Here is a 25,082-nt window from a genome sequence, read left to right on the forward strand (position 1 = left end):
GTTCCGTTACGGCTTGCGGCGACGAATCTCAAACAATCGTGCCGAAGGGGCAGGCGGCAGGGTCACCGTCAGTTGACCCGCTGCGGAATCCCAGCTCCAGGCGCAATCCAAGTCTTGCGGATATGCGCAGCGAATATCCAGCGTCTCCCCTTGCAGCCTTGAAAGCGACAGGATCTGAGACGAAGTCTCCCCGCGGGTTCGCCACACGGCCAAGTAAACCTTATCGCTTCCCGGCCGTTGCAACCCCAGGCTGACCCAATCGTCTTGTTGCTTCGGCAACCCCAGCGGCCAGAACGGCAACGCCTCCGGAATATCCGCGCGAATCGCCTTGTAGTAATCCAGCGCTTCCTTCACAAGTACCCGGCGTCGCGGGCTCAGTTCGGCCAGATGGCCGCTTTGGTGCACGCGCAGCAGCAGCGCGTTGACCATGTTGAAGACGACTTCCTCGTCGTCGCCTTCCCGCAGCGGGTACGACCAGATGGCGGATTGCTCCGGCGTCAGTGCCGAAGGGGATGCGGCGGCGATCGCCGCATAGTTCACATAGTTCTCCTGATCGCTGGTCGACTGGATGCTATGACGGCTCAACATTGCGTAATCCATCCGCATCCCGCCACTGGAGCAGTTCTCGATCACAAGCTCCGGATACCGCGCGAAAATACGGTCAAGCCAAGCGAGGTACGCGCGGTTATGCTGCAGCAACCCGTCGCCGAAGCTATCCGCAGCTGCTTCTGTCCCGATCCCGGCGTTAATATTGTAATCCATCTTAATGTAACCGACCCCGTAATCCTCCACTAACCGACGAATGACCTCATCGGCATGGGCGACTACCTTCGGGTTGCGGTAATCCAGTTGGTACCGGCTGCGGTCCATCACCCGCTTGCCATGGCGCAGGAAGAACCAGCTGTCATCGGTGTCTGCCAACTTCGGACTGTTGATGCCCATCACCTCCAGCTCGAGCCACAACCCCGGCACCATCCCTTTGCCCCGGATATAGTCCAACACATACTTGATCCCTTCCGGGAACCGTTCCGAAGACGGCAGCCATTCGCCAACACCGTCCCACCATTCGCCTGGAGCGTACCAGCCGGCATCGATACAGAAATATTCGCAGCCCGCTTCGGCAGCGGCGTCGATCAACGGCAGTAGCTTTTCCGTCGTCGGGGAGCCCCAAAGGCAGTTCATGTAATCGTTGAAAATAATCCGCAGCTCCCGGTTATCGGCGTTTGGCCGGCGAATCCGGCGACGATAAGCGGTCAGTTGCCCGATCGCCGCTTCGAAGCCGCCATTGGTCGCTCCAACCGCGACCGGAACGCTGACGAACCGCTCCCCCGGCGCGAGCGATACCCACCAGTGGTTATCGTGTTCAGTTGGGCCGCTGAGGAGCAAGGTCAACTGATCAACCTGGTCGAAGATTTCCCAATGCCAAGAACCGTTGTGCTCGATTTGCCAGAACAGGCTGGTGTTCGTTTCCCGGTTCTCCAGCACCGCCATCGGAATATGCTCGGCCGCCGACCAGGAGCCCGTATTGCTGCAGGTGATCCGCTTGGAGCTGCGATCGGTTAAATGGGATAACCCCAGCTCTGGTAATCGGTAAGCCCGCCATTGCAGCTCGCTTTGCCATCCGGTATGGGGAATGGACAATACCATTTTGTCGTCCCGATCCTGTCCGCCTTCCTTATCCAGGCCGGTCAATGCGAAGGAAGAGACATATTCGACGCCCACCGCCGCCGAACCGGCATTAAACAATTCCACCCAGGCCCGGACCGTCTGCACCCCATCGTAAAATTGCACGTGCTGCACGGCCTCCAGCCCGGTCTTCGGGTCGCGCAGGGCAACCTCCAGCTTCCGCCCGAATTCATTGCGGCCGTTCGTATGGCCGGCGTAAACCATCCGCAGCCCCGGGTACGATGCCCGATGGGTTCGCCCATGGTATTCGTCCCGGTCCTCTCCCGTAAGCTGCAGCTCCATCAGGCGGAAGCCCGGTTTGCGCTCCTCCCGGATCCGCGCCTCGTCCAGCGCATTTGCCCCAAAATGAAGCAGCCGCACATCCTGCTCCTGGGTTACCTCCAATACCAGATGTAAGCCATTTTCCCGAATCGCGATTCTGCTCATCACCTTCGCACTCCCCTTCAACCGTCATAAGTAAAAACAAAACCCAGCACCGGAGGTGGTGCTGGGTTCATTTGTGTTTAAGGAACAACCGAGACTTTCGATATTATTGAGCCGAACCCAGTTGTACCCAAGCTTGTTCGATTTCCGTTACCGCTTGATCCTTCGATTTGCTGCCGCCGATGTAGGCTTGCATGATCTCGCCGAATTTTTGATGGAACGTATCCAGCGAGTAATTGATCGCCAGGTCGCCCGACGGCTCCGATTTCAAGATTTCGTTCATTTGCTTCGGCATATCCAAATCAGGAAGAGGAGCATCCTTGATCGGCGGAATAACCTTCGCTACAGTAGAGAACCAGTTCTTGCCGTATTCGGACGTGTACAACCAGTTAAAGAATTCAATTGTTTCGTTCACAACTGCGGAATCTTTATTAATGCGCAAAGCTTGGTCCGCACCGGTGATGATCGTTGCTTGCTCTGCTTTGTCGCTGACCGGATAACCCGCGATGCCGATTTGGATGTCCGGAGTAATTTTCTTGATCGCTTCTTCGTCCCATGCGCCTTTACCGATCATGATGGCTGCTTTGCCGGATGCGAAGTCACTGACTTGCGCATTGCTGTCGCGTTCCAGCGGCTTGTCGGTACCATGTTTCACCGTCGTATCGATGAAGCTAAAGAAGTTGTTGTACAGGACAGGGTAATCTTTGATTTTGACATCCCCAGCAATAAAGCTATTGACCAGGTCTTGCGTCGTTACCCCAGCGTCTTGAGCCGCTGCGTTCACGAAATGCTGGAATACGTGCTTCCATACCCACCATTCCTTATACGCATTTGCGAAAGGCGTGATGCCTTTAGCTTCGAGCTTAGCGATAGCGTCGTCCAGCTCGGCCGTCGTTTTCGGGAAAGTGGTAACTCCTGCTTCATCCAGCAATTTCTTGTTGTAGATGACGGAGAACAGGTTGCCTTTGACCGGCAGACCCAGAACCTTTCCGTCGGAAGAAGTCATATTCGCACGAACGGCGTCCGTCATGGCAGCAGCCAGCGGTTGATCCGTCAAATCCGCGCTATATTCTGCAAAGGTGTCGATATCGCCGCCTGCCGTCGTTTGGAATACGTCAGGCGTACTGCCTGCCGCGATTCTCGATTTCAATACCGTGTTGTAGTCCGCCTGCATGATCTCCAGGTTGATCGTCACGTTTGGCTTCACTTTCTTATATTCCGCAATGTAGGCGTTAAACGCATCGGTATATTCCGGAGAAGCCGTAAACATGTTGATCGTGACCGGTTTGGAATCATCCGTTGCAGCGCCATTGCCGGCACCCGCGTTGTTCGCTCCGTTATTCGCCGCGTTATTGTTGCCTCCGCATGCGGATAACAGGCCCATAAGCAGCACCAGGCTGAACGATAAGGCCAGGATTTTCTTCTTCATTAACTAACGCCCCCACTTTCTTGTTGTTGATCATTGGTTATGCTCCTTATTCTAAAGAAAAGGCTCGGGTGAAAAAATGTAGATATGTGGTGATTTAAGGGTAAAAAAGTGGAGTCCTCCTGCGAGTTCACTTTTTGACCCTTTCCTCCTGCTGCTGACGGTATTCGGAAGGCGACAGGTCATAGTAATTCCGGAACGCCTTGCTAAAATAGTTCTTGTCTTTATAGCCCAACATTTCGGAGATTTCCTGGATTTTAAGCATGGAGTCGTCCAACAGTTCCTTGGCCTTGTCCATGCGAACCTTCTGCACATATTCGTGGATCCCGCAGCCATATTGTTGCTTGAATAGCTTCATCAAATACTCGCGGCTCAGAAAATACTTCTCCGTGAACATCGAAATTTTGATGTCCTCAAAATAGTGATTGTCGATATACTCCTTGATATCTTCGACACTGAACGGACGGCCCGCGGCCATCGACCGACGGACTTGCTCGTGATAATACTCGGCCAACTCCAGCAGCAAGGCTTCGAACTGGTCAAACGTGGCAAAATCCGTTCGCAACCCCAGCGCCTGCAGCGATCGATCTCCCCCCGAGGAAGGAAGCTTGTCCGCCGGAACACGAAGCTCCGAAGCCGTATCGTTCATCAGCACGACAATTTCCCGCAGGATCCGGTCGGCGGCACCGATGCTGAAGAAGCCGGAAACTCGAATACTCTTGACGAATTCAGACATAACCGATTTGGCATGGTTGAGATTGCCCGCCTCCAGGGCCCCGCGCAGAATCGGCGTGCGGCTGGAGAAGGAGAACGTCTCCTTAACCGTCGGCTTGTCCGATTCCCCGATGACGGCATTTCCTTTGAGCTTCAACAAATCGATGCCCTGGATGCCGGAGATCGCCTCTTCATAGGAGGCGGCTAGATCCATTACATCCTCGCAATATCGCCCGATGCCTCCCGCAACCAGCACCCCAAACAAGTCGCTTAAGGTGGAGGCCACTTTCCGCATCAACTCCCCCGCACGGAAGGCAATCTCTTGCGGGTATCCCCCTCGCGCCGTATAGACCGCAATCATTTCCCGCTCTTGCTTCGGATTGGCGAAGCTGAAGCATTGCAGGCTGTCCACGGCGACATCGTTGATGACGTTAGCCACGGCGAAATACAGCAGCTCTCGGTCGCGATTAAACCGGCTGTCCTTTACGGCCTCCATATTCATGATCCGCAGGACGAGCACGCCAAACCGATGATCTTGATGATCGGCACCAATCAATGGCAGAAACGCTTGATTGCTTTGCTTCTTAAAGCTGCGCTCAATAATCGACAGATAGATTTTCTCTTTCAATTTTGGAAGCGACATATTAAAGGCAATATTCCGGGTGATCGATTCGCTTTGGATCTGACGTTTGGCCTGAAGCACATCAACCGCTTTGCGAAGCGCCTGGTTCAAATCCTGGCGATTGACCGGCTTCAGCAGATAGTCCACCACTCTGGCATGGATCGCTTGACGGGTAAATTCGAAGTCGTTATACCCGCTGATGACGATCGTCAACAGTTCGGGATACTCCTGCTCCACGATTTGCAAAAATTCGACCCCGTTCAGCTCAGGCATCTTCATGTCGACCATGACGATATCCGGCTTGTGCTGTTCCAGCATCGCAAGCCCCGCCTTACCGTCAGTCGCTTCCCAAATCTCATCAACCTCAAGGTCCTGCCAATTCCCCAAAATCCGAATCGCTTCGCGAAGCGGTTCCTCGTCGTCGATAATCAACACTTTATACATGACTGCTGCCCCCCCGCGGTATCATCATCCGCATCTCCGTACCCTGCTTATCGCTTTGGATGCTCAGCTCGGCTTCTTCGCCATAGAGAAGTTTCAGGCGGGTATACAGGTTTTTGAGCCCGATGTTCTCTCCCTCCTGTTCCTCCCATTCCTGGCGGAACGAAGTTTGGATTTGCTCCATGCGATCCGGAGAAATGCCCGGACCGTTGTCCCGCACCGAAATCACAGCATGGGTGTCGCCCAGCTCGGCGTGGATCCGTATGGAGATGCCGCTCGACATTTTCTCCAGCCCGTGCTTGATGGAGTTTTCGACCAGAGATTGAATGGATAGCTTGGGAATTTGCAGCTCCTTGAGGGCCTCTTCCCACTCGACCGTGACCTGCAAACGGCTGCCAAACCGGGCTTTCTGCAGCGCGAGGTAACGTTCGATGTGCTTCAGCTCCTCCCTAGCGTTTACGATGTCTTTTCCACTTATGCAATATCTTAGGGTTAATGCCAAGGCATCCACCATCTCGGCCACCTCCTCGTCCCCGCTCTTCAACGCTTTGGTTGAAATCGCCTGCAGCGCGTTATACAAAAAGTGCGGGTTAATCTCCGCCTCCAGCGCTTTGAGGATGGCGTTCTTCTCCACCAATTTCATCTTATAGCGTTCATTGATCAAATCGTTCGTCCGCCGTACCATGCGGTTGAAATGCCGTGATAAATAGGCAATCTCATCCCGGCCCTTCACCGGAATTTCCGCGTCAAAGGTCCCTTCGCTAAAGCGGCGCATCTGAAGCGACAAATCTTTGAGCGGGCTCGTAATTTTATTGGAGAATAACGCGACCAGAATGAGCGAAATCAGCAAAAAAATCAAACCGATCAAATACCCCAAATTTCGCGTTGCCTTGGCGGCTGCGTAGATATTGCTGTACGGGATCGGTTTAACCAGCTTCCAGCCCCCGTTCGCTTCAATGTTATAGACGATTAAATACTTATCGCCCGCCTCGTCGGTCCAGGTCAGCGGCTTCATCAACGCATCCTCCCCAAGCCGGGCAAGCCATGGCGCTTGTCCCACTTGATCCAGGAAAGCAGGCTCATCCACATGAAAAGGGACATTGTTTGGATCCAGGTACAGCAAGTGCTCGCCATTCTCGAATGGAACATCCTTCAGAATCTGGTCCTTGACCGTCGGTTTTAAATAGAACGAGATCACCGCTTTCGGTTCGCGGGTCACCAAGGAACGCAAGACACGGTGATAACCCATAAAGCTAGGCTCCTCGTTCATGACATACCCTGACTTGGACCCGGGAGCGATAAATGACTGATAAGACTGGTTGTGACGGCTCTCCATCGCCTGCTTGTACCAAGGCTGCTCGGGGATCCCCTCTTGATAGCTCGACCGAACCGTGATGTTATAAGCTTCTCGCGTGATGGCGTAGTATTTCTGCTGATCGATCAGGTACAGATAAATGCTCTCCAGGTCATTTCGCGAATAGAACAGCTCGCGCAAATAATCTTCCAGGTACATTTTCGACGCATAATCCGATTCTTCGTTCATAATCGCCTGCAGAATCTCTTCATAGTGGATTTGCGGCAGAGACAACTGCTCGATGCCGGCGAGATAATCCTCCAGCTTCTGATTGATCAGCTTCAGGTTGTTTGTCGTACTGGCCATGCTATGGTTTACCGATTCTCGCTCCAGCATCTGATAGGAGATGACCGTCAAGAGCCCAACCACCAGAATAATAATCGTTGTAAACAACAAAATAAGCTTATTGACCAGTCTGCGCGAAATCCGGTCAGTAAGCGTCGTTAACATGCTTAAGATGCGGTTGAACATAGCCCCTCATTTCTAGTACGTCGGGGAAAAAAGCGAGTTCACCTTTTTACCCTTAACTGTTTTCTTAAATCCATTTTGGCGGCAATACCGCTGTTTTATAATCATTATAGCCGAAAAAGTCAAGGTGTGCAGGGAACCAACCTCACCCGATCTTTAAACAATACGTCACGAAAAAGAGGTGCCATTATGTTCAAACTAGGGAGAAAACGGGGCGAGAAATTGGAGTTTGGCGTATTCACGTTGCCGATTCTGATTTCCATCATCGCCGTCTTCTATTATCCGTTCATCATGACGATACGTTATTCCCTGACCAAATGGAACGGGATCTCCAAGCATCCGAAATTTGTCGGGCTCGACAACTTTAAGCAGATTTTTATGGGCGATGCGAATTTCTCGCATGCGGCCTGGTTTACGATCAAATACGCCATCCTTTATATCGTGCTGATCAACGTGCTGGCGATCTTGCTGGCGCTGGTGCTCGATATGAAGTTGAAGACGACAACCTGGCTCAGAGCAGCCTTCTTCATTCCTTACATCCTCAGCTTGGTTATCGTCGGCTTTATCTGGAAGTTCATCTTCATGCAAGGCTTTGAATCGCTAGGTGCCAGCACCGGTTGGGGGGTATTCGCCTTAAGCTGGTTGGGTGAACCCGGACTCGCTTTTATCTCGGTGTTGTTCGTATCGATCTGGCAATCGATCGGATTTTACATGGTGATCTACATTGCGGGCTTGCAATCGGTTCCGGAAGATTTGAAAGAAGCCGCTACGGTGGACGGTGCCGGCCCGATCCGCAGATTCTTTAACGTCACGCTGCCGTTGCTGGCTCCATCGATTACGATTTCCGTCTTTATGGCGTTGACCAACTCGATCAAGGTGTTTGACGTCATCCTGTCCTTGACCGGCGGCGGCCCTGGCGGTACGACTTACAGCGTGGCGTACGACATTTACCGCGATACGTTCCAGAACAACCTGTACGGCTACGGTACAGCCAAAGCGCTGATTCTCTTCGTAGCGGTGCTAATTATTACGGTGATCCAGCTTACTATCTTCAAACGCAGGGAGGTTGAGGCGTAATGAAAAAGAATAGTGCAGGCCGCATCGTCCTGGAAATCGTGATGGTGCTCCTCTCAATCTTGTTCCTGTATCCGTTGTTCCTGACCATCATCAACTCATTGAAGAGCTTCTCCGAGGTCATGACCGACGTGATCGCTTTACCGAAAAAATTAACCTTTGCCAACTATAGCTATGTTTGGGAGTTCATCAACTACCCGCGGCTGTTCCTCAACAATACGGTCATTACCGTCCTCGGCTTGGCCGGGATCGTGTTGATCTCGTCCATCGCCGCGTACAAGCTGGCTCGTACGAAATCGAAAGCCAGTTCGATCATTTACTTCATCTGCATCATGCCGATGCTGATTCCGTTCCAATCGATCATGCTGACGGTACTGCAGATGGCGAAGAACTTCCATCTCTCCGATAGCACGTGGGGACTCGGCATTTTGTACTGGGGCTTCGGCGCTCCGCTCGCCCTATTCATCTACCACGGCTTCGTGAAAGGGATTCCGAAGGAAATCGACGAAAGCGCCACAATCGACGGCGCCTCCGGCTTCCGGTTGTTCTTCAGCGTGATTTTCCCGCTGTTGAAATCGGTCACCACCACGATCATCATCATCGACGTCATGTGGATCTGGAACGACTTCCTGCTTCCATTGCTTATGGTTAACGGCTCGCCGACAACGAAGACACTAACGCTGGCCGCCTACACCTTCGTCGGACAATACACCTCCGACTGGCAATACGCGATGACCGCCATGGTTATGGCCGTGCTGCCTTCGATCATCGTCTTTATCTTCCTGCAAAAATACATCGTCAAAGGCGTTGTCGCCGGCGCGGTGAAAGGTTGACATAAACAGCCCCTGGTCCGATGGACCGGGGGCTGTTGTCGTGCTTAGAACAATACCTGCAAAAGTGCAGGTATTATCGGCCAAACTTGACCGAAATCAGAAATACCTGCAAAAGTGCAGGTATTTCTGTCTTTATCGTCATAAATGGAACAAACGGGAAAAATAACTGCATTTTCGCAGTTGTTCTAACCCAATCGTTGTTATTCGTAAAAATACCTGTATTTTTGCAGGAATTTAGTCTTCTATTTCTACCCCCAACTCGTCCTCATCCTCAAACAGCGTGCGGAGTACGCTGTTCCGATTCTCCAGGAAACGCCGCGTGATTTGGTAATGATCGGTATCCTCGTAACGGACCGTTTCCATTCGATCCCCATCGAAATTCAGGATGTCCGCATCCGGATAACCCATCAGAATCGGCGAATGCGTGGCGATCAAGAACTGGGCTCTCCCCGACAGATCTCGGATGATCCGCATCAAGGCCAGCTGCCGGGCTGGAGACAACGCGGCTTCCGGTTCGTCCAGCAGATAAATGCCTCGGCTGCCGAATCTGTACTTGAACAGACTGAGGAACGATTCGCCATGCGATTGACTGTGTAAAGATCGCCCTCCATAGGACGGAGTTGCCGCAACCTCATCAATATGCGAGGCAAACGAATAGAACGATTCCGCCCGCAGAAAGAAGCCGTTCGTGACTTTCGGATTCCATGAGAGGCGGATATAATCGCCGAGCGCAGATTCTGACCGGTCCACCTCGTAGACGTTATTTCTCCCGCCTCCGGCCGGATTAAACCCGCATTGGTAGGCGATCGCCTCCAGCAGGGTGGATTTACCTGAACCATTCTCCCCGACAAAAAACGTGACCGGACGGCTAAGACGAAGCTTGTTCAACTTCCGGACTAACGGGAGAGAGAACGGGTATTCTCTCGATGAAGGCATATTGTCTTTCAGGAGCGTCACCTCTCTTAAATACATCCCACGTCCTCTCCCTTCGGTGTGAATTAATCGAGCTCCTTGTATATAAAGTAGTCGAAGTCGGCAGGCTTGCGCATCCCGCTAAGGTCCTGGGCGCATACGCCGAGGAAGGTGCCGGTGAAGCGTACTTTCTCTGCCGGATCGTCCGCCAAGTGGCTAACGTCAACCGCTTTGCCGACCGCCTGCCAGTTCTCCCCATCGAGGCTGTAGGCGAAACGCGCCAACTCTCGTTCGATGGTCACTCGCAGCCAGCAGCGCGTAGCGCCTTCGATCGAGATGTCCTCTTCCAGCAGCTCGTCATAAACCCCGGCTTTCGTTTGGATGAGATTCAGACTTTTCCCCTTCGTTTCATCCTGGGAGATCCGCAAGTAGACATGATCATTCGTATCGTAAAAGACGGTCAAGCCGGCCATCTGCTGGAACGTCTCCGGCTCGAACTCCACCACGGTCTCCGCCAGGCAATGAAACGACTGCTGCCGCCGAGCCACCAAGCTTTGCCGGAACAGCGAGTTCATCGACTCGCGGCCATACAAGCGCAGGAAGCCGGGGCGCTCACGTAAGGTCAACCAATCCTCCGTAGGCGGAACGCGCAGCGTGCTCCAGTGAACGCCGAGCTCGAACCCCCCGGCGTCGAAATCGTCGCGCTCCGGCTCCGGTTCGAACGGATGCGGCGGCAACGCAGGCGCATCCACTTCGACCAACGGATCATTCCCGCTGGTCTCCAGCCGGAACCAGCTGTCTTCCGTCCAGACACCGCGTTGGATCGCCGTTTCCCGGCCAAGCGTGCAATAGATGTCTTTCGTTGGCCGCCCGGTTAGGTGTACCATGTACCACTCGCCCGTTTGCGTTTCAACCAGCGAGGCGTGCCCCGCCTTTTGCAATGCCAGATGCGGTTTACCCGACGATGTCAGAATCGGATTGGTCGGGTCGACTTCATACGGTCCGTCGATCGTGCGCGATCGGGCCATCGTAACCGCATGATCGTAATACGTGCCCCCTTCCGCCGTGAGCAAGTAATAGTAACCGTTTCTTTTATATAAATGCGGGCCTTCGGTTAACCTAAGCTCCGTGCCTAGAAAGATATTCTTGACCGGACCAACCAGTTTCTGTTGCTGCGGATCATATTCCTGCAGAACGATGCCGGCAAAATGATTCTTTCCTTTCCGGTGATCCCACAGCATATTGACCAGCCATTTGCGCCCATCATCGTCGTGGAACAAGGAAGGGTCAAAACCGCTGCTGTTTAAATACACCGGTTCCGACCATGGACCGCGAATATCGCTGGCAGTGACCAGATAGTTCGGGGTGTCCTTGAATGCGCCGTGGCGGCTTTTGACGTCCGTGTAGATGAGATAAAACAAACCGTTATCATAGCTGAGACACGGAGCCCATACCCCGCAGGACCCGGGATTACCCAGCATGTCGAGCTGCGAAACCCGAGTCAGCGGATGACCAATCAATTGCCAGTGCACAAGATCCCGGGAATGATGAATCTGGACGCCTGGAAACCACTCGAAGGTGGACGTCGCGATATAGTAGTCGTCACCGACCCGTAAAATCGAGGGGTCCGGATTAAAACCGCTTAAAATCGGATTCGTGATCATAGTACGTTCACTCATGTGATTTCCTCCTGTTCATAACTGTTATCGTTTTAGTGATTGTTTTTCTCATTTATTTAAAATTCGATTATAATAGAAATTAGGCTTTCGTATCTATTTCATGCCTAAGGAGGCTTGTATTTATGCCCAACTCACAACATTCACACGATTCATCGCATCGTTTATCCCATATTCCCGTCTCCATTCTCGACCTGGCGCCAATCACGGCCGGCAGCACCGCCACGGAATCTCTGAGCAACTCGCTGGATCTAGCCCGGCACGCCGAAGACTGGGGTTACCATCGCTATTGGCTGGCGGAGCATCACGGCATGCCCGGTATCGCCAGCTCGGCGACCTCGGTCGTCATCGGCCACATCGCCGGCGGCACGAAGAAGATCCGCGTCGGCTCCGGCGGCATCATGCTGCCGAACCATGCGCCGCTGGTCATCGCCGAGCAGTTCGGCACGCTGGAGTCGCTATACCCGGGGCGGATCGATCTCGGTCTCGGTCGGGCGCCAGGTTCCGACCCGTTGACCTCGCATGCGCTGCGGCGCGGGCCCGGCAGCGACGGTCAGGACTTTCCGGAGCGGCTCTCCGAGCTGCGGAACTACTTCCAGCCCGTCTCGGGTTCCTCCATGCGCGTACGGGCGATTCCCGGCGAAGGTCTGCATATCCCGATCTGGCTGCTTGGCTCCAGCGGCTTCAGCGCACAGTTGTCCGCCAAACTCGGTCTGCCGTTCTCTTTCGCCAGCCATTTCGCGCCGGATTACCTGCTCCCGGCGCTCGATCTGTACCGCACGCACTTCCGCCCGTCGGAGGAGCTGGCGAAGCCTTACGCGATGATCGGCGTTAACGTGATCGTCGCCGATACCGACGCGGAGGCCCGCCGCCTGGCGACCTCCCAGCTGCAGCAGTTCCTCAACCTGATCCGCCGGCGCACCGCGCAGCTTAGCCCGCCGGTCGACCAACTGGACTGGACGCCGCAGGAGCAAGCCCTGGTCGAACGCCAACTTAGCTATTCGGCGATCGGGTCGCCGGAGACCGTGCGGAATCGGCTGGAACACCTGTTGGCGGAGACCGAGGCCGACGAGATCATCGTCGCTGCGCAGGTCTACGACCATAAGGCCCGCTTGCGTTCCTACGAGCTGCTGTCGGAACTGTTTGGAGGACAACGTTCCTTATAATCCGTCGGACTGTACCCCGTATATTCCTTGAACACTTTGGAGAAATAGTGCTGATCGCTGAAAGACAAGGCGTCGGACACCTCTTTAATTCGCATTTCCGGCTTGCAGGCCATCAGCCTGCAAGCCTCTTTGATTTTTAGTCCCGTGTAATACTGCACAAACGTGTTTTGCGCATAATTCTTCATCACCCGGCTGATATACGAGGGGCTGACATGAAATTTGAGGGCTACATCGGCAATCGATAGATACGAGTATAAGTTTAGCCTGACGTACTCCTCAATCTGCCGAAACAGCTCCTCTCCGCTTTTCCGGTTCTGCGCTTGAACTCGTTCGAAGGATTGCTTTGCCCATTCCTGAAACCCCTGGCAGAACTTCTCGAAGCTATCTACCGAAAGCAACCCCCGTGATGTCGCCTCGAGCTCCAACCGGTGTCCGGAGCCTTGGTCGTTCCAGGCTTGGGAGAAGGCATCCACCAACAACGCGACGAACCGTTCCAGCTCCGTGAGCCGGATATTGTCGACGGCCCATTTCGCCAGTTGCTCGTTCAGCTTTAACAAGAACTTCTCCTTCCCCCGACCCTGGATGAGCTCGGTGAAGGCGGCCACTGTCGCCCGATCCAATTCCGGGCTATCCAAACCGCCGAGCCCATGCAGGGTCTCCGTATCGATCACCACGCCGTGGTGAATACGTTGCTCTTTATCCAAAATCCCCGATACGCGATGATACAACTCAGGGAGTTTGTCCGGATCACCGGACTGCAACTGCCCGCCAACCGATACCGGTAGCCCTTCGGCCTCTAAGGTACGGCGAATCGACTCTAAGCATTCATACACCGAGGAATAGGGCTCCACGGCCATTTTTTGCACCAACACGAGGAACTGACTAGCCATTTGGGTTGGAAACACCCAGCACAGATGCGGGGAAAACAACTCCCCCAGCCTGCGCTGCAGCCCCTCTAGATTCCAAAGCTCTCGTCCTCCTGCAAATGGCTGTCTCCGGATGAGAATCAGCGCCTTACCGTAATGGCGAAATTGGTCGCCAAGCTGCAGCTCCTCATAAAACCCGGGCTCCACAATCTCCTTGAACAGCTCCGCTTCGCTGGGAATCCGGCTTTGCAGCCGCTCGATCGCCCGATTCATGACCTCCACCAGCTGTTTGCGCTCAATGGGCTTCAGCAAGTAATCGAAGACCTGCAAATTGATGGCCTTGCGCGTGTACTCAAAATCGTTGTACCCGCTGATCAGAATGAACAACAGTTGCGGGCGGAGTTGCTTTGCTTGTTCAATCAACGTCAACCCGTCCATCTTCGGCATGCGGATATCGGTCAGCACCAGGTCCACGGGCTGTTGTCGGATCAGCTCCAGCGCTTCCTCTCCATTCGTCGCCGTCGCCACCACCTGGACCGGGAGCTCCAGGGAGCCAAGCAGCGTTCGAATGTTCCGCAAGATCGGTTTGCTGTCTTCCACGATCATCACGTTGTACATGCTGTGCCCTCCTTGTTCAGTAGAAGTCTTTCGTTAACGATCCGATGATCTGCACCGTAGCCCCTTTTTCTCCGTTGGCGTGATTGAACACGTTAAAGAACAGCCGGTTCTGATACATCAATTTCAGCCGTCCCACACTGTTCACGATACCCATGTTGCCGATTGAGGTCCCCTGTGCTTCTCCCTCTCTATCGGCGTCCGCCGCCCGCAGGTTATCCATAATCTCAGCTATTTTCCCGGGAGGAAAGCCATCTCCGTTATCCTTGATCTCCACCGCCCATAGTCCGTTGAACTGCTTCACCGTGATATCAATCCGCCAAGGCGGGTCGCTGCGGGAGAAGGCGTGCTCGATGCAATTCTCTACGAAAGGCTGCAGGACCAGCCGTGGCAGCTGTACGTTCAACACGGATTCGTCCGCATGAATCTCCCATACCAAGTCCTCTTCGTATTTCTGCTGTACGAGCGACAAGTAGTGCCGCGTATGCTCCAGTTCATCGGCCAAAGTCACGTGAGCGTAGGGTGAAGACACGATGTAACGCAAGCTGTCCGATAAATGCTTGCACATATCGGAAACGACCTCGGTCTTCCCCTCTTGGGCAGCGATACTGATCAAATAGAGCACGTTATGGATGAAGTGCGGCGCGATTTGGGCCTGGAGCGCGGAGTTTCGCGCTTTGACCTCCTCGTGAAGAGCGATTTTCTCCCGTTCGATCGACTCCTGCAGACGTTCCATGAGATCCTGAAACGCCTCATTCAGCAAGATCAGTTCATTGTTTTGCGAACGAGTGTCCATTTTGATATTCATGTTACTGTAGCTGATCCTCCAAATCTGGCTGCGCAGCTTACGAATGGGCAACAACAGGTTTCGCGAAGAGAAATAAATATAGACGAAAGACAATAGCAACAACGACGTTATCAACAGGATGGAAAGGTACTTCACCGAGTTCACCGGCCCCAGCACGTCCCGTTTTGGCGTTACAAGATAGGTTGTCCATCCGGTGCTCTCCGAGCGGGAAAAGGCTACGTAATTCCGGTAATTATCCGCGTAAACTCCGCTGTCCCGATCTCTTGCCGTAAGCTCCGCATGCTCCGCTTCCGACATGGAACCGGCTACGGACCGGCCTACCTTGTCCAAGATATACACCTCTCCAGCACCTATGCCATGCGTCATCCTTTGCAGAAACGTCTCGTCCAATAGAATGCTGAGATACCCGAAAACCTTGCCATTCTGGTTGTTAATGGGCCGAATAAAGGAGACCGTATCTCCTTGTCGTTCCAGCACAAATCCGCTGCCGCTCCAGCTCCCGTTCATCAGGCTTTTCTTTAAATAGCCTTCCAAAGAAGCCGCGTCGCCCCTTTCCCCAAGGTAAGACACGATCTGCCGTCCTGTCTTGTCGTAAATCACCATATCCTTGATGTTCATCCTTGGTCCGATGGCCTGGAACATCAGATCCTTGAGTCTGCGGCTTTGATTCAGCCGTTCGATGTTCACATCGGTTTGATATCCTCGTTCAAGGATGGCAAAGATGTCCTTGCTGGATAAGATCCGCTGAGACAGCTGGTTTTGACTGTCGACGTAATCGTCGAGCTGCTGGCTGACCTTCGTCGCCGCTGCCAGCTTGGCCTCGACCGTTTTCTCCTTCAACGGTTTAATGACAACTAAATTCACGTATACGATAAAGCAGCCGAGTATAAACAAGAGCAAGGCCACAAAAGTTAAAAGGACTTTGTTTTGCAGACTGAGCTGATTTTTGCGAGGGGAAAAAGGTCTCATGACGTTGGCTTAGGCCTCCTTGCTGTGCCTTAATGCGTTTGTTTGATGGTTTAACTGTACCATTTCGCTTCACGTCATGACAACGGTTTCAAGTTCACAATTTTACACATGATCTGTCATCCTCAGACATGTACCTTAGCTGCCCTGGATTTTATAATCAAGTTGCAAGCGCATTCAAAGCCACATCATAAAGACGGGGGGATTTGCCTTGAATCACACAATGAAAAGAACGACCACCGCGATTGTCGCCGGTTTGCTGGCCGTATCGCTCGCAGCCTGCGGATCGGGAGGCGCGAAATCCGGCAATGCCGCGAAGGAAGGTACGAACACCGGTGCCGCCAAAGGAGACAAAGTCACCATCGAGTTAGCGATCTCCAAGAGCTCACAGGATTCCGCCTTCATTCAACAAGATCTGCTGGATGAGTTTGAGAAGCAAACGAACATCAAAGTGAATCTTCAGTTGATTCCAGCCGAGCAAACGACAACGGTCCTGCAAACCAAGCTGGCCGTTGAGGAAACACCGGACATCATTCAATACAACTTGGCCAGCGCCACCACGGATTTGAATCTGGAGCGCAACTTCGAGATTCTGGATAACGAGCCTTGGGCCAGCCGGATTCTGAACAAAGACGTCCTTTCCGCTTATGGGCATATCTATAGCTTCCATGTCAGCCAGGATACAGGGATGCAGGGCGTCGTGTACAACAAGGACATCTTTGATGACTTGGGACTGTCGATTCCAACCAACTTCGAAGAGTTCCTGGCCGTTTGCGAGAAGATCAAAGCGAGCGGAGTTACTCCGGTATTCATGCCGTATAAGGACAATTGGTCCGCCAATATTTGGCCGGCAGCCGCTTTTGCCAACTTCGTATCCAAAAACGATCCAACCTTCTTTGATGAATTGAACAGCAACAAGAGAAAATGGTCCGACATTCCGGAATTCCAAACCTTCCTGGAACAGCAATATGAAGTGTATAAAAAAGGCTACACCAACACCGACGTCCTCAGCGACAGCTACGATATGGCGGTTGGCAAATTCCTGAACAAGGAAGTTGCGATGATGTTCATGGGCGACTGGTTGATTGAAGGCGTGCTTAAGCAAGACCCTAACATGCACCTGGGTGTCTTCCCGATCCCTTCCGAGCAGGATGCCAGCCTGGGAGCCAGCCCGCTTGGCGGCCAACTGTTCATTCCGAAGAAAGCTAAGCACTTGGCAGAAGCGAAGGAGTTCTTGAACTTCATGGGTTCCAAGGAAATCGCTCAGAAAATCGTCGATTCCAAAGGTTACGTATCGAACTTGAATGACGTCAACACGCCGGAACTGCCGGCCTACAAGCAGGAGATCGTCGACAACTACATCACGCCGAAGAAAACCGTGCTGACGACCGACGCCTTCATGCTGGTAGACCGCAGCGAATTGTACCGGCTGCTGCAGGATCAATTTGCCGGTGGATTAACGCCGGAAGAAGTCTTGAAATCCTGGGACGAAAAGTTCAGCCAACTGATGAAAGATAAAGAAATCCCCGGTTTCTAAATCGGAAGAATGGCAGGCAGCATAAAGTCCCGTCCGGGGTTTTATGCTGCCCCAGTCTATAATGGGGTGGGAGAACATGAAATCAAAAGCATCGGTCAAAAATCTATATTCCTATTATCTCGTACTACCGGCGTTATTGATCTACTCGATCTTTTTCGTCATTCCGGCGTTTACGGGCTTTTATTATTCCTTTACCGATTGGCGGCTAGATCGCCTAACGATCGACTTCGTCGGTTGGGAGAACTTCCGAAAGATCTTCTCCGACAAAACGCTGATTCTGGCGCTTAAAAACACTTTGATTTTTGCCGTCGTCACCGTGGTCGGGAAAAACCTGATCGGCATTGTGCTGGCGGTCGCGCTCAACATGCGATTGAAAACGCGGAACCTGCTGCGGGCGATCTTTTATTCCCCGTCCATCCTTAGCATCCTGGTCATCGGCATCGTCTTTACGCCGATCTTACGCACCGAAGGCGCCATCAACCGGATGTTCGATGCGGTCGGACTCCACGCCTTGAGCCAGGCTTGGCTCACCAATCCGCATATCGTCATCTGGACCATCGCTATCATCTCGATTTGGCAGCATGCCGGCTTTCAAATGGCGATTTACTTGGCTGGACTCCAATCTATCTCCCAGGAGTATTACGAAGCGGCGACCATCGACGGGGCCGGATCCTGGAAGAAGTTCACGAAAATCACGCTGCCGCTCCTGCTGCCAGCGATCAATATTAACCTGATGCTCACGCTCATCGGCGGACTTAAGGTCTTCTCGGAGGTCTTCGTCTTGACGGGCGGGGGGCCGGGTAACGCCTCCCAGGTCGTCGGTACAATCATTTTGCGGTCCTTCGGCGAAGGAAGCTGGGGGCTGGGTACGGCCATCAATACACTATTGTTCGTGGCTGTAACCATCATTGCCATCCCGCTGCTCATCTTTATGCGGCGTAAGGAGGTCACCGAATAATGGGATTCACACGCAAACTCGCCATTCGTAACTACATCGTCGAAGGCCTTCTGCTGCTGGCATCGTTGCTCATCATTTTACCGATCTTGATCATGATCTTCGGCTCGTTCAAAACGAGCGCCGAAGTGCTCGATTTCTCACTCAAGCTGCCCGAAAAATGGATGTTCTCCAACTACGCGCGCGTATTTGAAGAGGGGGGGATCGCTCGGGCTTTCGGGAATAGCGTGTTGATTACCGGCATTTCGTCCGTGATCAACATCGTCGCCTCTTCCGCCGCCTCTTTTATCTTGGCTCGGCGCGAGACGAAATTCGCGAATACGCTGTATATGTACTTCTTTATGGGCCTGATCGCCCCGATGTCGACGATCACGACCATCCGGATCGTGCAGGCGCTTGGTTTCTACGGCAGCATCACCAGCGTCATTCTCATTTACGCCTCGCTGAACACCGCATTTAGCGTGTTTCTGTACAGCGGCTTTATCAAAACGATTCCGAAAGCGCTCGACGAAGTTGCGTTCCTTGAAGGGGCCAGCGTGTTTGGCGTGTTCTTCCGGATCGTAACGCCACTGATCCTGCCGGTGAATGCCACGGTCGCGATCATGGTCTTCATGTCGGTGTGGAACGATATCACGATTCCGTTGTACTTCCTGACCGACAGTTCGACCTGGACGATGCCGCTGTCCATCTACAATTTCTACGGCAAGTACAGTCGGGAGTGGAACCTGATCTTCGCTAATCTGGTGCTAACTTCCCTGCCGGTGTTTATCCTGTATTTGTTTGGTCAAAAATACATCGTCAGCGGCCTGACCGCCGGCGCCGTGAAAGGCTGATCGGGAAGCGCGCGGCGCGTTGGCGCGTGGCGCACAGCAGGCGTGGGTGGAGCTAGCGTGTACGACTGAGCGTGTCTATACACTTTGGTCACCGCCTACTCCTCACCGCCGCTGCGAAATGTTGTAGTTTATGCAATATTAGTTTTTACAACATTATTCGATATAAGTTGGTTCAGCCCAGCAAAATGATGCCCATTGTACAACATTTCGCCGAGCACCGACGAATTCCTCAGATTACGTGAGTCCCGGGAGTCATCCGGGCTCGCGTTTTTTTGCATCGCAGGAACTGTAACGGACCCTGAGGCCCTTATTTGGCCCCAACCGTGGTGTACAAGGAAGAATACGTGGAAATAACGTCTTCTCGGTCCGTTAGCATCCGGAATCCTCCCGAATCAACGAAATAACGGCGCTGGAGTCCGTTACTACTTCAACCGTGCCTCGTTAAGTAGCTGACGGGATCTGCCTGAAAATTCGCAGGCATCCCATCACGCCTCCTCGCCCTGCGGCATCCAAATCCGGTAGTTCCCGCTGAGCGCCAGCAGCGCAAACAGGTACAGGCAATTGTCGTAATAGCGGCGCTTGCCGGTTCGAACCGGGGTGTTCCAGAACAACTCGACGCTCGCTTTCGCTTGAGGGCCTTCGGCCGCCAGCGAGGCCATCGCGTTGGTGGCGAGCAGTCCGACCGGGTGCAGTGCCGGTTCATTAAACGGTTCGCCCGATATCGTGTAACGGCGGTAATCCTCTGGGTGCTTATCGGCGAAGAACGCCTGGATTTTTCCCGCTGTCTCCCGTTGCCAAGGATCGGCGGCAAACCACTCCCAGTCGAGGCCCACATTGGCCGCCACTCGATATGCATCGCTATAGAAGTGGCCAAACCCCCGCTCGTTGTTTGGCGTACCGTTGTAGTAGGCATACTCCGGCGCAAGCCCCGTGACCGGATGGCATGAGAGATGCAGGTATTGACGGCTCGCCTCTGCTGCTTCCTTCCAGAACGGACGGTCCTCGGGATACGCCCACAACGCAAACAACTCGTAGAAATGAGGCAAATGGTAGGAAGGATCGGAAAACTCGCAATTCGGAATAAACTTGATCAGCTTGTTGTCCGGGTTCCACATTGGATAACCCACCCCATTTTCGCCTTGGTGCAGACAGGTTCTTAGCAAATCCCGAGCTTGGATGCCGTAGTCGAACGGCGCTTCGCGGTCGCCCCAACGATGGGACGCAAACAGTAGCGCCAGCGCAAAATATTCCTCACCATCCGGCGCAGGTCCGTTCGATAGCCGCTTCCCGTCCGGGGCGCAGGACCAGGCGAAATATCCGGCGTTCTCCCCTTCGGTCATAAACATATACGTCTTCGTCCACTTCCAAAGCCGATCGAACACATCTTGATTGCCGTACTGAACGGCCATCATCATCCCGTAAGACATCCCCTCCGTTCGCACGTCGAGGTTCCCCGTATCCAGCATATAGCCCATATCCTCGCCGGAGGGGTAATAGAATCGCGTCTCCTCGTCCCCTTCAAATAATTGCTTCCACGTTTCGTCCAGCCTGCGCTGAACCGTCTCCTCCCCATAGCCGTACTCCGCCAGTAAATTCCGATAGTTCCCGGTGTCGTATGCTCCTTGACGCTCCGTCATCGCTTAACAGCCCTCCTCAATTTGTGCTTGTTTTGTCTTGACATTAACGTAAACGTAACACGCTCCCCCTAGGAGATTCCATGTGCATTTCACGCTTTTATTTATCCAAATCAAGCCTAATGACCATAGGGATGTATGCGTATTCAAAAATTTGTGTAATTCGATGAATTTTCGCTTGCAAACCCCAGGGTTCCATACTACCATACAAGTATGGTAGATAAGCAAGTTGAGGTAGAGTAACAACAAGACCTAGACCTAGTGAGGTGATGGAATGAGCGACAAATGGCTGAGTCAATCTGGTTCGGCGGGAAACGCAGTGTATGCCAAGCTGAAGGAGCAGATCGTCACGCTGGAGCTGCCGCCGGGAACAACGTTATCCGAAAAAGAGATGTCCCTCACCTTTCAAGTTAGCCGTACGCCCGTTCGAGAAAGCTTCGTCCGACTTGCGCAGGAAGGGTTGGTGGTTGTGCTGCCGCAACGCGGCACGCGCGTATCGCTGATCGATCCCGAGCTCGTGGAGGAAGCGCGGTTTATGCGGGAACAGCTGGAGCGCGCCGTGATCCGGCTTGCTTGCGAACGGTTCCCGGAGGAAGCGCTGGGTGCGCTGACCGACAACCTCAGCCGACAAGAGGACAGCATCCGCAGGCACGACAACCATGCGATGTTTGCGCTGGACGAGGAGTTCCATCGCATTCTGTTCGCCGGCAGCCGCAAGCTGGGCACATGGGACGTCATCCAGCAGATGAACGCCCATCTCAATCGGACGCGGGTGCTATGGCTGACGACCGATCCGCATTGGGAGAACCTTTATGAGCAGCATCAAGCGATGGTTGAGGCGATCGCCAGCGGGGATGCTGACCGGGCCGACGGGTTAATGAGGGAGCATTTACGGCTCAGCGTCTCCAATTTGCCGGTGTTGCAGGAGCGGTATCCGGGTTATTTTAAGCAAGGCTAGAGGCTTCACAAAAACAAGATAGGCGGTGAAGGTATGCGCATGACATTTCGCTGGTTCGGCGAGGGCAATGACACGGTGACGCTGGATCAGATCAAGCAAATTCCCGGGGTGGAAGGCCTGGTATGGTCGCTGCACGACGTGCCTGCAGGGGATGAATGGCCGATGGACAAAATCGAAGAGGTGAAGCGGCAAGCGGACCGCTACGGTTTTCACCTGGAGGTTGTTGAGAGCGTCAACGTGCATGAGGACATTAAGCTCGGCTTGCCGTCGCGGGACCAGTATATCGAAAACTACAAGCGGACCATCGAGAAGGTGGCCCAGGTTGGCGTCAAGGTCATCTGCTACAACTTCATGCCGATCTTCGACTGGCTGCGTACCGATTTACATAAGGCGTCGGGGGACGGTTCAACGGCGTTATTTTATGAAAAAGCTCGTATCCACGACATCGATCCTTTCGAGCTGGTGAATGTGATTAACCAAAACAGCGCGCTAACCATGCCCGGCTGGGAACCGGAGCGGCTGGAGCAATTAACCTCCCTGTTCGAGGCCTATCGGGGCGTGACGGAAGAGGATTTGTGGCGCAACCTGGAGTATTTTCTGAAGGAAATCGTCCCGGTGGCCGAGCGGCATGGGATCCAAATGGCCATTCATCCGGACGATCCGCCGTGGTCAATCTTCGGGTTGCCGCGCATTATCACAAGTCAGCAGAACCTGCGTCGCTTCCTGAAGCTGGTTGATAGCCCGTCCAACGGGATCACCTTGTGCAGCGGATCGCTTGGGGCCAACCCGGACAACGATATTATCGCCATGATCCATGAGTTCCATGACCGGATTCCATTTGCCCATATCCGCAATGTGCGCGTGTTCGATAACGGCGATTTTATGGAAACATCGCATCGGACCCAGGACGGCACCGTCGATATCGCCGGCATCGTCAAAGCGTATTATGACACCGGCTTCACGGGATATGCCCGTCCCGACCACGGCCGCCATATTTGGGGCGAGGAATGCCGTCCGGGGTACGGCCTATATGACCGGGCGCTCGGCATTATGTATCTGTGGGGCTTGTGGGACGCGTATGCCAAGCAAGCCAGCCAATTGAACTGATCGAGGATTATCCTTTATGGATGACGAAAAGGAGTGAAACATCCGATGAGCAATATGCCAGTACATCCGGCTTTGGCCGGCAAAACCGCTGTCATTACCGGAGGAGCCGGAGTCTTGTGCCGGGCGATGGCCCGGGAACTGGGCCGCCAAGGGGCGAAGGTGGCGATCTTGAACCGCACGCTCGCCAAAGGGGAAGCCGTCGCGGAGCAGATTCATGCCGACGGCGGTACGGCGGCCGCATTCGCCTGCGACGTGACGGACATTGAGAGCGTTAAGGCGGCGGAGGCTGCCGTTCGGGAGCTTTTTGGCCCGTGCGATATTCTGGTCAACGGGGCCGGCGGTAACCACGCCAGCGCCAATACGACGAACGAGATTTTTCGGCCGGAGGATGCCGCCAATCCCGACGTCACCAGTTTTTTTGACCTCAGCATCCCTGGTGTTCGCGGCGTTCTCGACTTAAACTTCACCGGGACACTGATCCCAACACAAGTATTCGCTAAAGATATGATCGGACGCCCCGGTGCAACGATCATTAACATCTCCTCCATGAGCTCTTATAGTCCGATGACGAAGGTTCCCGCCTACAGCGCGGCCAAAGCGGCGATCAACAACCTGACCCAGTGGCTAGCCGTGCATTTGGCGGAATCCGGCATCCGCGTAAATTCGGTCGCGCCGGGATTTTTTCTGACGGAACAGAACCGCAATTTGCTGACGAACCCGGACGGGTCCCTAACCGAGCGCTCGAATAAAATCATCACGCATACCCCGATGCGTCGCTTCGGCGTGCCGGAGGATTTGCTGGGCACCCTGCTGTGGCTGGCGGATGCGGAGACGTCCGGCTTCGTGACCGGCACGGTGATCCCAGTCGACGGCGGCTTCATGGCTTATTCTGGAGTCTAAGCCAGCGGCACTTCCGCTCCTGCGGAACCTTGCCCGGCACCCCGCCGTTACAAGCTCAAACTTGCCTTAACGCGGGAAGGCGGACAACAACGAGAGCACGTATCCGAGTGGCTACTTTAAAGGAGATGGATCCAACATGTCTAGTTATCAAGTGATCAATGAAGTTTCTCTCCGGGAAAAAGCCGTTGCCTTCACTTTCGACGACGGCCCTAATCCGATTTATACCCCGCAGGTCCTGGAGATCTTCCAGGAGGTGCAAGGGAAAGCAACCTTCTTCATGATCGGCACGCAGATCGAAAAAAGCTTGGAAACCGCGAAAGCCGTTCACGAGCAAGGCCACGAGATCGGTAACCACACCTACTCGCACCCGCACCTCCCCGAACTTAGCTCCGAAGAAGTCCGCCGGGAAATGCAGCTGACGGAGGAGCTGATCCAGCAAGTGACGGGGGCAAAACCGAAGGTTTACCGTCCGCCTTATATCGATACCTCCGAGGAGGTTGCTGCGATCACCGCCGGAGAATTCGGTTATCCCGCGATCGGAGCGGTCAATGGTGCGGCGACAGATTGGGAAATGCCCGGTGTCGCGCATATTGTGGAAAAGACGCGGGAACAAATCCGCCCGGGCAGCATCCTGTTGTTTCATGACGGTTTCGACGACCGTTCCCAAACGGTTGAAGCCGTGCGCATCCTGGCCTCCGGATTAACGGCCGCCGGGTATCGGCTGGTCACGGTCAGCGAGCTGCTCGCGTTGAACGAGGCAGATTCATAAGTCACATTGCAAAAAAGGCCAAAAGGATTGCGCGAATACCGCGCTCCTTTTGGCCTTTTTTTGCACCGGGCTAGCTCGGCGAGATGCAAAAGTGCAGGCGAATATTGCCGAACGTATCTTGTAACTGTCGATGAAATGCAAAAGTGCAGTTCATTTTGTCACCAAACCCCCATTTACCCTCACAAGCCACTCATTCAAATGCACATTTACACTTCATTCGGCGAAAAAGCAGATTTCCCTCGAATTCAACTGCATTTTTGCAGTTGAGCCGCAGTCGAAGGGCGGAGGGGAATCGGAGGGCAGTCAAACGGTACTTAGGTACCGCCCACGTCCCCACCA

General features: G+C 53.8%; 19 protein-coding genes. 10 read left to right on the plus strand and 9 right to left on the minus strand.

Translation table 11 applies throughout. The features are described 5' to 3' along the window. Positions 1–6: 6 nt before the first annotated feature. From KJS42_RS05925 to KJS42_RS05940, 4 genes are all read right to left on the minus strand, one after another. Entirely contained in the window at positions 7–2,112 is a 2,106-nt protein-coding gene (locus tag KJS42_RS05925; RefSeq protein ID WP_213622284.1) for a glycoside hydrolase family 36 protein, read from the minus strand. A gap of 103 nt (positions 2,113–2,215) precedes the next feature. Further along, positions 2,216–3,538: an ABC transporter substrate-binding protein gene (locus tag KJS42_RS05930; RefSeq protein WP_193417023.1), complete on the minus strand. Its 1,323-nt coding sequence runs from the start codon at positions 3,536–3,538 to the stop codon at positions 2,216–2,218. Positions 3,539–3,665: 127 nt separating this feature from the next. After that, complete coding sequence (locus tag KJS42_RS05935; RefSeq protein ID WP_213622285.1) at positions 3,666–5,315, minus strand: response regulator transcription factor; 1,650 nt, start codon at positions 5,313–5,315, stop codon at positions 3,666–3,668. Further along, a complete protein-coding gene (locus tag KJS42_RS05940; protein ID WP_213622286.1) occupies positions 5,308–7,137 on the minus strand; it encodes a cache domain-containing sensor histidine kinase in 1,830 nt (609 codons plus the stop codon). Before KJS42_RS05940 ends, KJS42_RS05935 begins: the two co-directional genes overlap by 8 nt. A gap of 186 nt (positions 7,138–7,323) precedes the next feature. Between KJS42_RS05940 and KJS42_RS05945 the strand changes: the two genes are divergently transcribed. Then, positions 7,324–8,211: a carbohydrate ABC transporter permease gene (locus KJS42_RS05945; protein WP_155604845.1), complete on the plus strand. Its 888-nt coding sequence runs from the start codon at positions 7,324–7,326 to the stop codon at positions 8,209–8,211. Further along, positions 8,211–9,041, plus strand: coding sequence for a carbohydrate ABC transporter permease (locus tag KJS42_RS05950; RefSeq protein WP_155604844.1), 831 nt, complete (start codon positions 8,211–8,213; stop codon positions 9,039–9,041). The genes KJS42_RS05945 and KJS42_RS05950 overlap by 1 nt, the downstream gene beginning before the upstream one ends. A gap of 234 nt (positions 9,042–9,275) precedes the next feature. Here the strand turns inward: KJS42_RS05950 and KJS42_RS05955 are convergent, their stop codons facing one another. Next, on the minus strand, positions 9,276–10,013 hold the full coding sequence (locus tag KJS42_RS05955) for an AAA family ATPase (protein WP_213622287.1): 738 nt from the start codon (positions 10,011–10,013) through the stop codon (positions 9,276–9,278). Positions 10,014–10,039: 26 nt separating this feature from the next. Next, entirely contained in the window at positions 10,040–11,632 is a 1,593-nt protein-coding gene (locus tag KJS42_RS05960; protein WP_213622288.1) for a glycoside hydrolase family 43 protein, read from the minus strand. Positions 11,633–11,754: 122 nt separating this feature from the next. Here KJS42_RS05960 and KJS42_RS05965 point away from each other — a divergent pair, with 122 nt between their 5' ends. Then, on the plus strand, positions 11,755–12,795 hold the full coding sequence (locus tag KJS42_RS05965) for an LLM class flavin-dependent oxidoreductase (RefSeq protein ID WP_213622289.1): 1,041 nt from the start codon (positions 11,755–11,757) through the stop codon (positions 12,793–12,795). Here KJS42_RS05965 and KJS42_RS05970 read toward each other — a convergent pair. Next, positions 12,750–14,279: a response regulator gene (locus tag KJS42_RS05970; RefSeq protein WP_213622290.1), complete on the minus strand. Its 1,530-nt coding sequence runs from the start codon at positions 14,277–14,279 to the stop codon at positions 12,750–12,752. The genes KJS42_RS05965 and KJS42_RS05970 overlap by 46 nt on opposite strands. A 16-nt stretch (positions 14,280–14,295) precedes the next feature. Then, positions 14,296–16,053: a sensor histidine kinase gene (locus tag KJS42_RS05975; protein WP_213622291.1), complete on the minus strand. Its 1,758-nt coding sequence runs from the start codon at positions 16,051–16,053 to the stop codon at positions 14,296–14,298. Between the two features lie 220 nt (positions 16,054–16,273). Here KJS42_RS05975 and KJS42_RS05980 point away from each other — a divergent pair, with 220 nt between their 5' ends. From KJS42_RS05980 to KJS42_RS05990, 3 genes are all read left to right on the plus strand, one after another. Further along, positions 16,274–17,587 (plus strand): ABC transporter substrate-binding protein, encoded by a 1,314-nt coding sequence (locus KJS42_RS05980; RefSeq protein WP_167521167.1) that lies wholly within the window; start codon positions 16,274–16,276, stop codon positions 17,585–17,587. 76 nt (positions 17,588–17,663) lie between these two features. After that, positions 17,664–18,545, plus strand: a complete 882-nt coding sequence (locus KJS42_RS05985; RefSeq protein ID WP_155604837.1) for a carbohydrate ABC transporter permease — start codon at positions 17,664–17,666, stop codon at positions 18,543–18,545. Beyond that, on the plus strand, positions 18,545–19,375 hold the full coding sequence (locus KJS42_RS05990) for a carbohydrate ABC transporter permease (RefSeq protein ID WP_155604836.1): 831 nt from the start codon (positions 18,545–18,547) through the stop codon (positions 19,373–19,375). The genes KJS42_RS05985 and KJS42_RS05990 overlap by 1 nt, the downstream gene beginning before the upstream one ends. Positions 19,376–19,860: 485 nt before the next feature. Here KJS42_RS05990 and KJS42_RS05995 read toward each other — a convergent pair whose 3' ends face one another. Next, positions 19,861–21,012 carry a family 8 glycosyl hydrolase gene (locus tag KJS42_RS05995; protein WP_213622292.1) on the minus strand — a complete coding sequence of 384 codons (1,152 nt, stop codon included), beginning with the start codon at positions 21,010–21,012 and terminating at the stop codon, positions 19,861–19,863. A 271-nt stretch (positions 21,013–21,283) separates the two neighbouring features. Between KJS42_RS05995 and KJS42_RS06000 the strand changes: the two genes are divergently transcribed. The 4 genes from KJS42_RS06000 (at position 21,284) to KJS42_RS06015 (ending at position 24,743) form a co-directional block, all read left to right on the plus strand. Further along, the gene (locus tag KJS42_RS06000) at positions 21,284–21,967 is read left to right on the plus strand and encodes a GntR family transcriptional regulator (RefSeq protein WP_155604834.1); all 684 of its coding nucleotides are present in this window, start codon (positions 21,284–21,286) and stop codon (positions 21,965–21,967) included. A gap of 33 nt (positions 21,968–22,000) precedes the next feature. Continuing rightward, positions 22,001–23,074 (plus strand): mannonate dehydratase, encoded by a 1,074-nt coding sequence (uxuA, locus tag KJS42_RS06005; RefSeq protein WP_213622293.1) that lies wholly within the window; start codon positions 22,001–22,003, stop codon positions 23,072–23,074. A 45-nt stretch (positions 23,075–23,119) separates the two neighbouring features. Beyond that, positions 23,120–23,974: an SDR family oxidoreductase gene (locus tag KJS42_RS06010; RefSeq protein ID WP_213622294.1), complete on the plus strand. Its 855-nt coding sequence runs from the start codon at positions 23,120–23,122 to the stop codon at positions 23,972–23,974. Between the two features lie 136 nt (positions 23,975–24,110). After that, positions 24,111–24,743, plus strand: coding sequence for a polysaccharide deacetylase family protein (locus KJS42_RS06015; protein ID WP_213622295.1), 633 nt, complete (start codon positions 24,111–24,113; stop codon positions 24,741–24,743). Positions 24,744–25,082: the final 339 nt, after the last annotated feature.

The organism is Paenibacillus sp. J53TS2 (assembly GCF_018403305.1).
Classification (GTDB): Bacteria; Bacillota; Bacilli; order Paenibacillales; family Paenibacillaceae; genus Fontibacillus; species Fontibacillus rhizolycopersici.